A 15,554-nucleotide genomic window follows, 5' to 3' on the forward strand; every position below is an offset into this window, starting at 1 on the left:
AGCACGCTGTGGTCATGATCGCGCCGCAGGTTGTCGCACGCGACAACCTTCCGCAGCGTGTCCGTATCTATGAGGTGGGCGCGCGTGACGGTCTTCAGAACGAGAAACAGGTCATCTCCACGGTGGTGAAGGCCGAGTTCGTCGAGCGGCTCGTGGCTGCCGGCCTGCGGACCGTGGAAGCGACGAGCTTCGTGCACCCGAAGTGGGTGCCACAGCTGGCAGATGCTGAGGACCTCATCGACCGCCTACAGCCGGTGGACGGGGTGCGCTATGTGGTCCTCGTGCCGAACGCCAAGGGCCTGCAGCGGGCCCTCGACCGAGGTGTGCGAGATATCGCGATCTTTGCTTCGGTCACCGAGACGTTCTCACGGCGCAATCTCAACCGCAGCGTCGCTGAGTCGATTGAGATGTTCACGCCGGTTGTGGAGCAGGCACGCGCAGCTGGAGTCGGGGTGCGCGCATATGTGTCCATGGTCTGTGGCGACCCGTGGGAAGGGAAGGTGCCTGTGACGCAGGTCGTCGACGTGGCGACGCGCCTTGTGGCGCTGGGCTGTACGGAACTCTGCCTTGGYGACACGATCGGGGTGGGGACCCCCGGCCACGTGCGCGCCCTCGTGCGCGCCCTCATCGCCGYGGGGATCGAACGGGACCAGCTCGGTGTGCATTTCCACGACACCTACGGACAGGCGCTTGCCAACGTCCTGGCGGCGCTCCAGGAGGGCGTCACGACGGTCGACAGCTCCGCGGGCGGTCTGGGTGGCTGTCCCTACGCCGAGAGCGCGACGGGCAACCTCGCCACCGAGGACCTGCTCTGGCAGCTGCACGGGCTCGGCATCGAGACCGGCGTCGACCTGCACGCGCTCGTGCGCACCAGCCTCTGGATGGCGGAGGAACTGGGCCGGCCGAGCCCGTCGCGCACTGTACAGGCCCTCGCAGCCAGTGTCGGGGCAGYATGAGCACAGCAGATCTCCAGATACCGCCGGGTACGCAGCCTGCGCAGCTGCGTGAGCTGCTGCGCGGTTGGATTACGGCCAACGCGCCCCAGGGGCTCTCCGACATCCTGGACTGGCGGGCCCGCGTCGACCTGCCGGGCTCGGTGATGCGGGCTGTCAGCGAGGAGCAGCACGCTCAGGCTCAGCAGCACCCGCTCTTCCGCGAGTGGGAAGAACGCTGCCTCCAGGCGCGTCTGGTCTGCCCAGCCTGGCCGGAGGAGTACGGTGGCCGGGGCTGGGAGGCGCCGGAGATGACGGTGCTCGACGAGGAGTTCTTCCGCGCTGGCCTGCCGCGCGTCGACCRAGTGCAAGGCGAGTCGATGGTCGGACCGTCGATCATCCTGCACGGCACCGACGACCAGAAACGGCGTYTGCTGCCTTCGATCCTGTCGGGTGAGCACCGTTACTGTCAGGGTTTCTCCGAGCCCGGTGCAGGGTCTGACCTGGCCTCGGCACGGACCCGCGGTGTGATCGAGGGGGATGAGGTCGTCATCACCGGCCAGAAGGTCTGGACCAGCCGCTTCGCCACGGCAAATATGATTTTTGTTCTCTGCCGGACCGACACCGACGCGCCCAAGCACAGGGGCCTCTCCTACGTCATCGTCCCCTTCACACCGGGAGAGAATGGCATCGACGCCCGCCCCATCCGTCAGATGACCGGTGCGGAGGAGTTTGCCGAGGTCTTCTTCGACGGGACGCGCGCACGGCTGGACAACGTCATCGGGGGCCTGGGCGAGGGCTGGCGGGTCGTGCAGTCGACGCTGGCTTTCGAGCGAGCTGCCGCAGGGCGCGCAACGACCATGCTGGTGCAGTCTCGTGAACGAGAGCTGGCCGCGCTCGTCGAGCTCGCGCGCGCCAGGGGCCGGGATCGCGACCCGGTAGTGCGCCAGCAGTTGGCCTGGGCACATACCCAGGTTCGGCTGCTGCGCGCATCGTGGGAGCRCACCGTCTCCGAGGTTGCCGCTGGACGGGAACCGGGTCCGCAGCTGTCCACATGGAAGCTGTTCTGGAGCGAGTACCACCTCAAACTCGGGGCCTTGGCGCTGGATATCGCGGGAACCGGCGCGCTACTCCGTCCAGAAGGACCCGGCCACCCGGTCGACCCCTGGCAGGACGCCTTCCTCGTGGCCCACTCTGGCACCGTCTACGCCGGGACCAGCGAGGTACAGCGCAACATCCTCGGTGAGGGTGTCCTGAGGCTGCCTCGCGAGCCCAGGCCGGCAGGTGCCCGGTGAGCTTCTCGTTCCCGGTCGAAGCAGGCGCGGTGCTCATGTTCGCCCGCGCTCTGGGGGACCTTGACCCCCGTTGGTACGACGAGGAGTCCCCTGCCGCACAGGCGCACGGCGGCGTGCTGGCCCCACCCACCTTCGTGGCGAGCGCGGCGCACTTCGACCCCGACTGGCCGTACCGTCCGCGCCCTGGCACGCCCTGGCACGGGTCCGGTCGCGGCCCGGGCTTCCCGCCGCCGGCCAGCGGCAGCGGCACCAGCCTTCATGCGGAGCAGCACTACGAGTACCATCGCCCGATCCGGCCCGGGGATGTGCTCACGGTGGACCGGGAACCCGGCAAACGCTGGKAGAAGCAGAGCGCACGCGCCGGGACGCTTCGCTTCGAAGAGGAGATCACCCGGTTCACCAACCAGCGCGRTGAGCTCGTCGTCACAGCAATCCGCGTGCGGGTGGTCACCGAGCGACCGGTGGAAGGGTGACAAGGTGAGACTCGAACAACTCACGGAGGGCGACAGCCACTCCCAGGTGGTCGTGCACGATCTGACGCGCACCCAGCTCGTCATGTATGCCGGCGCATCCGGTGACTTCAACCCGCTGCACACAGACGAGGTCTACGCCACCCAGGTCGCCGGATACGACAAGGTCATAGCGCACGGCCAGCTCACCATGGGGCTGACCGCCAAGGTGGTGACCGGCTGGGTTGACGAAGCCGATCTCAGCGCCTTCGGGGTCCGCTTCAAGAACCAGGTCTGGCCGGGAGACACCCTGACGGTCTCAGCCACGGTGACGTCAGTGACGAAGGGCCCCCACGGTCCGGAGGCTGAGCTCGCGTTCTCGACCACCAACCAGGACGGTGTGGAGGTCGTGAGCGGGTACGCGCGGCTGCGTGAGGCATGGGCTGTGGAAGACCGATGAGCGATCAGCCACAGGCGCTCGTCGCGGGAGGCAGCGGCGGTATCGGCGCCGCTGCCTGCAAAGCTCTCGCGCGCGAGGGCTTCGACGTCGCGCTGACCTATCGCAGCAATGCGGACGCGGCTGAGAGGGCGGCCAAGGCTGTGCGGGCGCTGGGCCGCAACGCCACGGTGCACCCTGCGGACCTCACCGAGGCAGCGGACGTCGGGGCGCTCGTGGGCTCGTTCGCTCGGCTGGACACCGTCGTGTACGCCGCAGGCCCGCAGATTCCCATGCGTTATGTCGGGAGCATCGACCAGGCGCTGTTCGCTGAGCAGCTGTTGCGCGACGCCGCGGCCTGCTTCAACCTGCTGCGGCCCGCGATCGTGCCGCTGCGCGCAACGAGAGGATCCGTGGTCTGCCTCGTCACGACGGTCCTCCGTCGGTGGGCTGCCCGGGACCTGCTCTCGGCGGCGCCGAAGGGCGCCGTCGAGCAGATCGCCCGCGCCATCGCGGCCGAGGAGGGCAAGAACGGTGTGCGCGCGAACTGCGTCGGGGTCGGCACGATCGAGGCCGGGATCTGGGAGGACCTGCTGAGCACGGGCGACTACGACGAGCGCGCACTGAAGGCCGCCCAGCGAGCGATCGCGCTCCGCCGGTTCGGTGCGGCGGACGAGGTCGCCGAGGTGGTGGCGTTCCTTGCCTCGCCCCGCTCGTCGTACGTGACCGGACAGACGCTCAACGTCGACGGTGGGTACTCCACATAATATTCGACTCAGATTTAGGGCGAGACGGATCAGCCCGGGCGTTTGGGGTGTGCTGGTTGGCAAAATGTCGTCTGTGCCGTGTTGACGCGAGTGGACGATGCCGAAGTCGGGGGCGAGAGCCTGCCTGCCGGCGTGCGGGACCTCGTAGTTGCGGTCGACACGGGTCCAGCGTCGATCCGCGGGCTRCGGACACTGGCGCGGATGGGGCCGATGACCTGGTCCCGCAGGGCCGGGAGTGCGGCGATGTCGATGGCCGGGACGTGGTGGCTGGGGCCCAGGTGCRTATCCGGTGAGAGAACCGCCCCGGCCATCCACATCAGATGGGTGTTGTCCAGCAGTCGTAGTTGCCAGTCAGCAGATCGCTGTGTCGGGGCTGCGGCACGGCATTTATCTACGGAACATAAAATTAACTACAAAAAATCAATATTCTGCCTCCAGGGGACTATTGATGTTGAAAACGGTTTCAAGATCTATTTAGAAGGCCTGGACGTGCGCACGATTGAGTGGTCCGGGTGTTTGACAGTGGCGCGAATCACGCTATGYTGCATCGAAACCATCAAAATTTCATTAGATTCTTGTTGATCATCGGCTAGCCCTGTGAGGCGTACAGGCGATCGGCGGATGTCATCCCTGGTCCCGAGTGCTCATACTGTCGGACGCCCTAGTCGCGGATCCACGACCCGCATCCCGACTGGTCGATCCCCAGCAAGACGAACAACGCCTGATGTCAGGGTCCACCGGTCCGCTGATCTCGCTCTTCGCGACCACCGGGGCTGTAGCTGAAGGGAAATTCTCAGTGCTGAGAGCAACTGTGCCGACCTGCTTGAGCCGATCCACGGACCGTCGATGCGCGCTGCCGGCCGCTTCGGCTTCCGGCAGGCGCGTTCCGGTTGGTGATCGTTTCTGTGCCGGCGTTGCGCCCCAGGTGGTGTGCCCTTTATGGCCATGATCTCGCTTACCAGAATCGCCACACCGATCGGCAACTTCTTCGCGTTCACGCTCGACACGTTCGTCGCCGTTTTCCGGCGGCCGTTCCAATGGCGCGAGTTCATCCAGCAGACCTGGTTCGTCGCCAGTGTCTCACTCGGTCCGGCCATTCTGCTGGGTATCCCGTTCGTCGCGCTGGTCACCTTCCAGTTCAACCTGATCCTGTCGGAGCTTGGCGCGATCGACCTGAGCGGTTCCGGCTCGGGCCTCGCCACGATCACCCAGATCGGCCCGGTTGCGACGACGTTCATCATCGCCGGAGCCAGTTCGACGGCCATCTGCGCGGACATAGGCGCCCGCCGGATCCGTGAAGAACTTGACGCGATGATGGTCCTGGGCATCGATCCCATACAGCGGCTGGTCGTGCCCCGGATGCTCGCGACCGCCCTGTGCGCGTTTCTGCTCAACGGCGTGATGATCCTGATCGGCCTGACTGGTGGGTTCTTTTTCGCGGTCTTCCTCCAGGAAGCCAGTCCAGGGCAGTACGTGGACTCGATGAAGCTTCTGGTCGGGTTCGCAGACCTGGTGCACGGTGAGCTMCGGGCTGTCGCCTTCGGTGTGGTCGGTGCCCTCGTCGGCTGCTATCGCGGCATGACCTGTGCCGGCGGCCCACGCGGTGTGGGCAACGCGGTGAACGAGACCGTGGTCTACACTTTCCTGGCGCTGTTCCCGCTCAACATCCTGTTGACCCAGGTGCCGTACTCATTGGGGATCGTTGGAGGGAACCACTGATGGCTGGAGGATTTCGGCGTGGTCTGGTCCACGTCTTTGGTGTGCCACTGCGGCTGCTGGACGACCTGGGCCGCCAAGCCTCATTTTACGGCCAGGCACTGGYCTGGACACCAAAGGCGGTCAAGGATTACAAGACCGAGCAGGTCAGACTGATCGCCGAGGTGGGGATGAGCACTGGCGCCCTCGCGGTGATCGGTGGTTCGTCGATCATAACCCTTTTCATTACACTATTCGCCGGTGTTACYGGCGGGGTGCAGACCTTCGATGCGTTGAAGAACCTCCAGCTCGAGGCGCTCGGTGGATTCGCCTCTGCCATCATCACCCCGCGGCTRCTGACTCCGATCGTTGCCGGTGCCGCGCTTGCCGCGACGGTTGGCAGTGGTTTCAYGGCGCAGCTCGGTGCAATGCGAGTCGCCGAGGAGATCGACGCTCTCGAAGTGATGGCTGTGCGTTCGCTGCCCTATCTGGTCACGACCCGACTGGTTGCCGGAATGATCACTATCATTCCGATTTTCGCGATGGCCATGGTCGGTGGATGGATCGGTTGGAAGGTGACCCAGGTCAACTTCTTCGGGCTTTCCGAGGGTACCTTCAACCACTATATGAACACGTTTATGCAGTGGCAGGATGTCATGTTCGCGTTCGCGCAGGCCGTGGGTATAGCGATAGTCATCATTCTGATCCACACCTACTATGGCTACACTGCCTCCGGCGGCCCGGCTGGTGTCGGCCAGGCGGTCGGGCGCGCGGTGCGGACCTCGCTCATCGCGGTCATGACGATTGAGCTGTGCATCGCRATGGCGTTGTACGCGAACTCCGACGCGTTTCGGATCTCGGGGTAGCGCTGTGCAGACATCGATGTTCGGCCGGGTGCGGCTACGGCTTTATGCGTTGATACTCATCGCGGTCGTGAGCGGCTTTGGTGCGCTGTGCATCGCCGCATACCAGCAAGCATTCATCAGCACTGTGGATGTCACGCTGCGCGCCGACCGCACCGGACTGCAGATGTATCGAGGTAATCGGGTGCAGCTGCGCGGTGTCGACGTGGGTCATGTCGGGTCGATGACACGCACCGAGGACGGCCGAAGTGTGCTGATCACGCTCAAGATGGATCCCGACAAGATGAAGGACATCCCGGCTAACGTTGGAGTCCARCTCAACCAGCTCACGGCGTTCGGCGCGAAGTCGGTCGAGCTGACCTATCCCGAGCATCCCACCACACGCACTCTCCAGGCTGGTGACCAGGTCGGCGGGGACCGGGTGGCCGTCGAGGTCAACACACTGTTCGATCATCTCCAGCGCATCCTGGACACCGCCTCGCCGGCGAAGGTCAGCGCGGTGTTGGGAAACCTGGCCGGCGCGCTGCAGGGGCGCGGTGACGAGCTCGGGCAGACCGGCGCCGACCTCGCCGCCTATCTGAACAAGTTCAACGAGAACTTGCCGCAGCTGCAAAGTGACTTTTCCAGGACGGCTGATGTCGCCAACCTCTATGCTGACATCGCTCCGGACCTGTCACACATCCTCGAGAGCGTAACGGTGACGAGCCGGACGCTGGTCGAGCAGCAGGCTCAGCTCGACTCCTTCCTGTTCCAGGTGARCAAGACCGGAAACCAGGGCGGTGTCTTCTTCGGGCAGAACGCTGATGCCCTGGTGAGTGTCGTGCAGAACGCGTTACCCACGACGGCTTTGTTGAAGCGGTACTCGCCGGAGTTCRCCTGCCTGTTGCAAGGCATCGACAAGGCGGACAAACAGATGCTCGCCACGCAGGATAAGGTCCCCGGCATCACCGGTCTCGTCCAGTTCGAGCCGGGAGATGTCATGTACAAGAACCCGCAGAACCTCCCGAACATGTCCGCCGACATCGGTCCGAAGTGTTATGGGCTGCCGCATTACGACGGGCGCGTGGTGCCGACGGAGGCCACGAAGGACTTCGACAAGGGCGGCGAGGCGAATCCGTACCCCGGTGACAACCGGCTGCGTGTAGGGGATCCGCCGCTGGTTGTGCAGCTGTTCGGTCCRCTGGCAGGCGCGCCATTGACGGACCAAGAGACGGCGCAGCTGCAGGGAGGCACGCGGTGACCGGGCGCAAATCCGCACTGGCCATCACCGGGCCGCTGATCAAGAGCGCTATCTTCCTCGTCACGACCCTGTTGGTCCTTGGGTTCATCTCGATCGAGCTCGGCCAGCGCTTCGGACTCGACGACACCCGCCGCTACTCCGGAGTCTTCAGCGACTCCTCCGGCCTCCGGCCCGGCCAGACGGTCCGCATCGCCGGGGTGAAGGTCGGCACGGTGCACGACGTCAAGGTCCAGGACAGCGCACGCTCGGTGGTGACCTTCGATGTCGACGCCAGTCGGCAGATCCCGCGGAACGCGCGTCTGGCAATCCGCTACCTCAACCTCACCGGTGACCGGTTTCTCGAGATCCGGGAGGGGGACGGGCCATCCGCGCCACTAGCCAAGAACGGCATGATCCCGATCGGGCAGACCGCTCCCGCACTGGACCTCGATGTGCTGCTGGCCGGATTCAACCCACTGTTCGAAGGCCTTGCTCCCGACCAGATCAACAGCCTGTCCACCGAGATCGTGTCGGTGTTCCAGGGGCAGGGCGGGACGATCGACTCATTGCTGAAGCGAGCGGCGTCGCTGACGAACACCCTCGCGGACCGTGACGTGGTGATCGGGCAGCTGGTGGACAATCTCAACACCGTGCTCGGCACGCTCGACCAGCACGGGCCGCAGCTGAAGGGCACTATCGACCGGCTCCAGACGCTGGTCAGCGGCCTGGCGAACGATCGCGGCCGGCTCGGTGACTCGCTCGCCGGCTCGAACCAGCTCGTGACCTCCCTCAGCGATCTGCTGGTGAAGGTCCGCGGGCCGCTGCGCGACACCGTCACCCAGCTCGACCGGGCCGCATCGCAGGCGAACGCGGGCGAAGCCGACATCAACGCGGCCCTGAGCATGCTGCCCGGGGCCTACCTGCGCATCGGCCGGGTCGGCGCGCGGGGCAGCACTTACGGCCTCTACGTGTGTTCGCTGCGACTGAAACTGACCGGTCCCAACGGCCAACCGTTCTACACCCCCTACATCGGTCCGGCCCCCAACGCGGACCGCTGCAAGTTCGGGACCGCTCCACTGGAAACCCCGGCACAGCGTGAACAGAAGCAGAAGCTGAGCGGTGATGCGCGATGATGATCAAATTTCGGGAGCGCAACCCGGTAACGATCGCGGTGGTCGGCATCGCGGCGCTGGTTGGTCTGCTGTACGGGTCGTTCCAGTTGGCAGCGTTGCCGATCATCGCCGGCGACAGCTACTCGGCGATGTTCACCGAGGCCGGCGGGCTCCGAGCCGGCGACACGGTGACGATGGCGGGCACGAAGATCGGCAAGGTCACCGATGTCGAACTGAAGGGCAATCAGGTCAAGGTCACGTTCACCGCGAAAGGCGTGATACTGCGTGACCAGTCGACCGCCCAGATCAAGACCGAGACCCTGCTCGGCGAGCGGCGACTCGGAATCGTCTCCACCGGCACCCGGAAGATGTCTCCGGGCGATGCGATCCCGTCCTCGCGTACACAGGCGCCATACAGCCTCACGCAGGGCCTCGAGGATCTGACCCGGCATACAGGCGAGATCAATGTCGATGACGCCGGTCAGRCACTCGACACGCTCAGCCAGGCCTTCGCGCAGACCTCCGGCGACATCGGCCCGGCCATGGAGGGGATCACGCGGCTGTCCCGTACGRTGGCCTCCCGAGACCAGGCGCTGCGGGAGCTGCTCCAGCACGCGCAGCAGGTCACCGGAGTACTGGCGGGCACGTCAAAGCAGCTCACATCGCTCGTACAGGACGGTAACCTCCTGCTGGCCGAGCTCAACGCCCGGCGGAACACCATCCAGCAACTGCTCAACCGGACTGCCCAGCTCACCAACGAAATCGTGGGCTTCACCGGCGAGCAGCGCGACAAGCTGAAGCCGGCGCTCGACAAGCTCAACCACACCATCGGGATTCTGCGGAGCAACGAGGGTAACATCATCTCCGCGATCCAGCGGGTCTCGACCTTCATCACGGGTCTCGGCGAAGGCATCGCCGCGGGACCGTTCTTCACCGGTGTCGCCGATGTGGGCGGACTGGGGGTCTTCCCGACGGCACAGTTCATCCCGGGGCTGGCTATCCCGTCGCCGTTCCCTCAGCAGCCGGCGCCATCCCTGCCCGTTCCGCCGCTCGGTCAGATCATCGGTCAAGGAGTGAACTGATCATGCGACGCTTCATGGGCGCCACCCAGGGTGCGCGCAAGATCGTCACGATCCTGGCGGTGCTCGCCATCGCCGCCGGTGTCCTCTCCTTTTTCGTCCTCGGCGGGCACAAATCCKGTACTGCCTACTTCGCGAACGTGAAGAACATCTACCCGAAGGACCGGGTACGGATCCTTGGCGTCGACGTCGGCGAGATCACCGCGATCAGTCCCGAGCCCGGCCGGGTCCGGGTGGATTTCAGCTACGACAGCAAGTACACGCTCCCGGCGGACGTGCAGGCCGCGGTCGTCTCACCGACACTGGTCGCGACCCGGTTCCTGCAGCTGACCCCGGCCTATAACGGCGGGCCCAGGTTCCCCGACGGGGGCACCATTTCCCTGGAGCGGACCGCGTCACCGCTGGAGTTCGACGACCTCAAGTCCGAATTGGAGAAGGTATCGGCGGCCTTCGGGCCTGCTCCTGACGGCAGCCAGGGCGTATTGGGCCGATTTCTCGACACGATGGCCAAGAACGCACAAGATGGTCAGGGCGCGAAGTTCAACGCAATGATCAGGGAAGCGTCGGCGGCGGCGCAAACTCTGGCCTCCGGCAGCGACGACCTGTTCGCGACCGTGCGGAACCTGCAAACCTTCGTCACGGCCCTCGGTGCGGTCGATCAGCAGATCGTCGAGTTCAACGACCAGCTGGGCTCGGTGGCCGGGGTGCTGGACGAGAACAAGGACGCGCTCACTCAGGCGATCGCCGGGGTCAACGACGCCGCGGTACAGGTGGACCAGTTCCTCGCGGAGAACGCCCAACCCCTGGAGACCTCGGTCGATCAGCTGGGTCAGCTGACCCGGAGCCTGGCCGGCATTCGTGATGACATCGCCCAGGTGCTGCACGTCGGGCCGAACACGCTGACCAACCTCTGGCAGATCTTCTCGCCACGTAGCGGTGCCTACACCGGCGCCCTCGTGGTGGACAACCTCAACAACCCCGCCGACCTGGTGTGCTCGGCCTACGCGGCCAACCTCACCCAGAACCCGGGCGACGCCGCGGCGGCCTGTGCCAACTACCTGGCCCCGCTGCTGCAGGTCCTGCGCGTCCAGCAGCCGCCCATCGGCGTCAACCCGCTCGTAGTGCCCGGCGGCGGTGGCCCCGCCGAACGGCCGGGCGTCGACCCACCGCCGAACGCCACCGCGAACAACCAGGGGCTGTTGCCCGACCTGGGCCTGCCCGGCCTGGGTGGTCTGCTCGTCCCGCCGTCTGGAGGCAGATGATGAGGCGGCTGCTGTGCTGGCCCATCCTTGCCATGACCGTGGGCCTGGTGCTTACTGGTTGTAATTATCAGGGGCTCAACGACTTCACCCTGCCCGGTTCGGAAGGCTCGCGGCCGGGCTCCTACGAGGTGAAGCTCGAGATGGCCGATGTCGGTGATCTGGTGCCCAACAACCCGGTCCGGCTGAACGACATCAACGTGGGGACGATCAAGTCCATCCAGCTCGACGGATGGCACGCCCTCGTCACGATCAGGCTCAACCCCGACGTGGTGCTGCCGGCGAACGCGACGGMTCGGGTGGGTCAGGCCAGCCTGCTGGGCGCGAAGTACATCGAGCTCGACCGTCCCGCGGAGGGTGAGACCGGCAGGCTCGCGCCGGGTTCGACGCTCGGGCTCGCACAGACCGGGAAGTACACCGGCACCGAGGACCTCCTGGCCTCGGTCGCGTTGCTGCTCAACGGTGGCGGGCTTGCGAACCTCAAGACGATCACCACGGAGTTGAACCKGGCACTCGGGGGACGGGAACCACAGTTCCGTGATCTGCTCACCCAGCTGAACACGTTTGTCACCGGGCTCGACAAGCAAAAGGGCRACATCGTCCGCGCGATCGACGGGCTCGACCGGATGGCCGGCAATCTGRCATCCTACAACGGGCAGATCCAGTCCGCGCTCGACAACCTGCCCCCCGCACTCGACGTGCTGAACCGGGAGCGGATCAATCTGGTCAACACCCTGCAGTCGCTGTCGAACTTCGGCGACGCCGCACACGACGTGGTCAGCCGGGGCGGTGACGCACTGGCCCAGAACATCGACAACCTGGGGCCTTCGTTGAAAGGGCTCGCCGACGCGGGCCAGTCCCTGACCAATTCCCTGGACATGATCGGGACCGCCCTGTTCCCACTCAAGACGTTCGGCGACGTCATCAAGGGCGACTTCATCAACTTCTACATGACCCTCGACCTCACCCTCGGCACACTCGACCGCAACTTCCTGACCGGCACACCGTTCGCGGGCCAGCTGGGCAACATAGAGAAATTGCTCGCGGCCGGGATGGGGCTGGCCGGCCAGGCGGTGAACCCGCTGACGGCACCGGTCCTGCCGAACGGCGTCCCCGGCGTCACCGGACCGGCACTCGAAGGCGGCACCAAGCCGGTACCAGCGGATCAACGCGGGGTGGAACCGGCCAGGCCGCCAGCCCAGCCTTCGCCGACGCCGTCCCCGACACAGCAACCGAACAGCGGTCTCGGAGACCTCCTCAATGGGCTCCTGGGCGGGGGAACAGGCCGATGATCACCAGATTCGTGCGTTTCCAGCTTGTGGCGTTCGCGATTCTCACCCTGGCCGCGACACTCATGATCATATTGGTGTACCTCCGGGTTCCGACGCTCCTGGGCGTCGGTCAGATCCAGGTGACGGYCGACTTCCCGTCGACCGGGGGCCTCTACCCCAACGCGAACGTTACTTACCGCGGCTATACCGTCGGCAAGGTCAAGAAGATCGACCTCATCCCGACGGGAGTCCGAGCAACGCTGTCCATCGACAAGGGCAAGGCCCCGCCGCGCGACAGCCGGGCCGAGGTGCACAGCGTCTCGGCGATCGGCGAGCAGTATGTCGACTTCGTCCCGACCGCGAACCCCGGCCCTCCGATCCGGCACGGAGATCGGATCGACATGCAGCAGACCAGCACTCCGCCCCCGATCGCGTCCGTGCTCGACAGTGTGGACGACCTCGTCACGTCGCTGAATCCGCGCAGCCTCACCACCGTGCTCGACGAGGCCGCCGCGGCCTTTGACGGACTTGGTCCGGATCTCGGGCGGCTGGCCGACAACACCAGGGCACTGCTGGACGCCGCGGACGCCAACTACGAGCCGACCCGGCAGCTGATCCAGAACGCCCCGGCTCTGCTGGACGCCATCCGGCAGAGCGACCCGTCCATCCGGCAATGGGCGGATGACCTGTCGTCATTCACCGRCACGCTCGCGAAGGACGACCCGCAGATCCGGGCGATGCTGGCGAATGTGCCCCCAGCGGCTGGGCGGGCAGGCGACCTTCTCCAGCAGCTGAGCCTGACCACGCCAACCCTGCTCGGCAGCACCGACGTGCTGGCCAAGCTGGCGAAAGCCTACAACGCTCCCATCGAGCAGATCCTCGTCGTGTATCCGCTGCTGACAGTCGAGAACCTCACGACGGCCCCCGAGTACCTCTCGCCCGGGGTCTTCAAGTTCAACCTCGAGACTGACGTCAACCCGCCGTCGTGTATGGACGGATGGGTACCGGAGGGTCAGCCGGGCGGTCCGCGTCCCTCGAACGTCCTCAGCGATGAAGAGTTGCCTGCGAACTCGTACTGCAAGCTGCCCCAGAACGACCCGCGAGTGACGCGGGGAGCGCGTAACCTGCAGTGCTTCGAGCCGGGCTCTCCACCTGGACGGCGGGCAGGGACGATCCAGGCGTGCCGGGGCGATGGCGAAAAGCCGATTACAGGGAAGGGCGTGTTCGTTCCCGGCGAGACCGGTCTCGGCGGGATCACTATCCTCGAGGGTCCCCTTACGGTGCTCGGAGCCGTCGGATCACCACCGCCTCAGCAGAGGGAGTTGACATGGCAAGGACTACTGATCGCTCCGGCCGAGCGGTGACGTTGTTGACCCACGACGTGCCGGAGGCCCTGCCGAAACACGATACCGAGGAACCCGCCGAAGATACGAGGGAAAGCAATCCCAGGTCCACGACCAGGGACGCGAAGACCGGAGAGGAGGTCCGGACACTCGCCGAAGAACAGCCGGACGAGGCATTCGTGGACAATGAGGGCGGCGGCGAGCTCCCGAATCCGGACGGTCCGGTCAGCGACGATCCGGCCTCGGTGACGCCGGCATCCGCGGCCGAAGGATCGCGTCCGCTCAGGCGGGGGCGGGCGTTCCGGATAGCGTTGGTGGCATTGTCGGTGCTTGTTGTCGTGCTTGTGGCCACCACGGTTGTGTTCAGTCTGCGCTGGCAGAACGGCCACGCCGCCGATGCCCGCCGCAACGATGCTGTGGCCGCCGCCCGTCAGGTGGCGCTGAATCTGACGTCGATCAACTTCAACACCGCGGACGCGGACGTCAACAGGCTCATCTCAGGCGCGACCGGCGACTTCCGCAATCTGTTCACCCAGAACCTCGATTCCTACGTTGATATTGTCAAGCAGAACCAGGTCGTCACGACCGGCCAGGTCACCGAGGCCGGCGTGCAGGACATCAATGCGAACATCGCACACATCATTCTGGCCGTGCAGTCCACCGTGCGGAACACGGCGGTGTCGAACGGCGAGGTCAGAACCTACCGAATGGCGCTACAGATGGAACGTCACGGCGACGGATCCTGGCTGGTCTCACGAGTGGATTTCGTGCCGTGAGGGCCTTACGGAAAATGGTGGCGATTGGAGACCCCCGGGCGATCTGGCGAACCGCGCATCGGTATCCGCGAACGGTTCTCATCGGGCTCGGGTCGCTCACGGTCGTACTCGCCGTTGGGCTGGGCATCCTGGTGCTGGCGACCGATCGGCACAACACGGTCGAGCAGGCCAGGGCGGATGGCAGGACGGCCGGCGAGAAGATGGCTGTGACCCTGCTGTCCTACGATTACCGTTCTCCAGTGTCCGATCTTGGAAAACGTGACGATCTGCTGACCGGGCACTTCAAGGACGAGTATTCCGTGCTCATGCGGGACACTGTCATGCCAGCAGCGGTCAAACAACAGGTGACGACCCAGACGAGCGTCGCGGCGTCCTCGGTCATCTCCGCTGACAGTCCCGACAAGGTGACCCTGCTGTTCTTCCTCAACCAGACCACGCAATCGGCGGCGAGCAAGGATCCCGTGCTCAACGGTAGCCGGGTCCGGATGACCCTCCAACGAGTCAGTGGGCAGTGGCTGGTCGCCGAGCTCACCCCGGTATGAACGCCGACGCTCATTGTGTAGTGCCACGTATAGGGGGATCGATGACCGGTGTTGAAGTCGAGATCAAAAATCTAAGCAAGTCGTTCGGCAAGGCGAACATCTGGAGCGACGTCACGCTGACCCTGCCCCCGGGCGAGATCAGTGTGCTGCTCGGGCCGTCGGGCACTGGAAAATCGGTGTTGCTCAAGTCCATCATTGGTCTGCTGAAACCCGAACAAGGTAGTATCATCATCCATGGCACCGACTTGATCCGATGCTCCGAGAATCGGCTTTATGAGCTGCGTAAGCTTTTCGGTGTGTTGTTCCAGGACGGCGCGCTGTTCGGTTCCATGGACGTCTACGACAACACCGCGTTTCCGTTACGGGAGCATACTCGTAAGTCCGAGACCGAAATCCGCAGGATTGTGATGGAGAAGCTCGAGCTGGTCGGGCTCACGGGCGCGGAGAACAAGCTCCCCGGAGAGATCTCCGGCGGTATGCGCAAGCGCGCCGGTCTGGCCAGAGCGCTCGTGCTCG

At 65.2% G+C, this 15,554-nt stretch carries 16 protein-coding genes; all 16 read left to right on the forward strand.

Going from position 1 to position 15,554, the window contains the following annotated elements:
* Positions 1-14 precede the first annotated feature (14 nt).
* Entirely contained in the window at positions 15-956 is a 942-nt protein-coding gene (locus BL254_RS22780; protein WP_076845092.1) for a hydroxymethylglutaryl-CoA lyase, read from the forward strand.
* On the forward strand, positions 953-2,227 hold the full coding sequence (locus tag BL254_RS22785; RefSeq protein WP_076845075.1) for an acyl-CoA dehydrogenase family protein: 1,275 nt from the start codon (positions 953-955) through the stop codon (positions 2,225-2,227). The genes BL254_RS22780 and BL254_RS22785 overlap by 4 nt, the downstream gene beginning before the upstream one ends.
* Complete coding sequence (locus BL254_RS22790; protein WP_076845077.1) at positions 2,224-2,700, forward strand: MaoC family dehydratase N-terminal domain-containing protein; 477 nt, start codon at positions 2,224-2,226, stop codon at positions 2,698-2,700. Before BL254_RS22785 ends, BL254_RS22790 begins: the two co-directional genes overlap by 4 nt.
* A 4-nt stretch (positions 2,701-2,704) precedes the next feature.
* Entirely contained in the window at positions 2,705-3,136 is a 432-nt protein-coding gene (locus BL254_RS22795) for a MaoC/PaaZ C-terminal domain-containing protein (RefSeq protein WP_047221752.1), read from the forward strand.
* Positions 3,133-3,879: an SDR family NAD(P)-dependent oxidoreductase gene (locus BL254_RS22800; protein ID WP_047221751.1), complete on the forward strand. Its 747-nt coding sequence runs from the start codon at positions 3,133-3,135 to the stop codon at positions 3,877-3,879. The genes BL254_RS22795 and BL254_RS22800 overlap by 4 nt, the downstream gene beginning before the upstream one ends.
* Positions 3,880-4,824: 945 nt before the next feature.
* Positions 4,825-5,598 carry an ABC transporter permease gene (locus tag BL254_RS22805; RefSeq protein WP_052914299.1) on the forward strand — a complete coding sequence of 258 codons (774 nt, stop codon included), beginning with the start codon at positions 4,825-4,827 and terminating at the stop codon, positions 5,596-5,598.
* A complete protein-coding gene (locus tag BL254_RS22810) occupies positions 5,598-6,440 on the forward strand; it encodes an ABC transporter permease (protein WP_076845079.1) in 843 nt (280 codons plus the stop codon). Before BL254_RS22805 ends, BL254_RS22810 begins: the two co-directional genes overlap by 1 nt.
* A gap of 4 nt (positions 6,441-6,444) precedes the next feature.
* On the forward strand, positions 6,445-7,677 hold the full coding sequence (locus tag BL254_RS22815; RefSeq protein WP_076845080.1) for an MCE family protein: 1,233 nt from the start codon (positions 6,445-6,447) through the stop codon (positions 7,675-7,677).
* A complete protein-coding gene (locus BL254_RS22820) occupies positions 7,674-8,789 on the forward strand; it encodes an MCE family protein (RefSeq protein WP_052914264.1) in 1,116 nt (371 codons plus the stop codon). The genes BL254_RS22815 and BL254_RS22820 overlap by 4 nt, the downstream gene beginning before the upstream one ends.
* 38 nt (positions 8,790-8,827) lie before the next feature.
* A complete protein-coding gene (locus BL254_RS22825; RefSeq protein ID WP_254858442.1) occupies positions 8,828-9,850 on the forward strand; it encodes an MCE family protein in 1,023 nt (340 codons plus the stop codon).
* Positions 9,851-9,852: 2 nt separating this feature from the next.
* Entirely contained in the window at positions 9,853-11,109 is a 1,257-nt protein-coding gene (locus tag BL254_RS22830) for an MCE family protein (protein ID WP_076845084.1), read from the forward strand.
* Positions 11,109-12,398, forward strand: coding sequence for an MCE family protein (locus BL254_RS22835; RefSeq protein WP_217699348.1), 1,290 nt, complete (start codon positions 11,109-11,111; stop codon positions 12,396-12,398). The genes BL254_RS22830 and BL254_RS22835 overlap by 1 nt, the downstream gene beginning before the upstream one ends.
* Positions 12,395-13,741, forward strand: a complete 1,347-nt coding sequence (locus BL254_RS22840) for an MCE family protein (RefSeq protein ID WP_076845088.1) — start codon at positions 12,395-12,397, stop codon at positions 13,739-13,741. The genes BL254_RS22835 and BL254_RS22840 overlap by 4 nt, the downstream gene beginning before the upstream one ends.
* Before the next feature lie 5 nt (positions 13,742-13,746).
* Entirely contained in the window at positions 13,747-14,496 is a 750-nt protein-coding gene (locus BL254_RS25455) for a hypothetical protein (protein ID WP_139342461.1), read from the forward strand.
* 17 nt (positions 14,497-14,513) lie between these two features.
* The gene (locus BL254_RS22850; protein ID WP_139342462.1) at positions 14,514-15,038 is read left to right on the forward strand and encodes a h domain protein; all 525 of its coding nucleotides are present in this window, start codon (positions 14,514-14,516) and stop codon (positions 15,036-15,038) included.
* 41 nt (positions 15,039-15,079) lie between these two features.
* A partial coding sequence (locus BL254_RS22855; protein ID WP_139342463.1) for an ABC transporter ATP-binding protein occupies positions 15,080-15,554 on the forward strand: 475 nt, incomplete at its 3' end.

Origin of the sequence: Protofrankia sp. BMG5.30, from assembly GCF_001983005.1 — a bacterium.
GTDB lineage: Bacteria > Actinomycetota > Actinomycetes > Frankiales > Frankiaceae > Protofrankia > Protofrankia coriariae.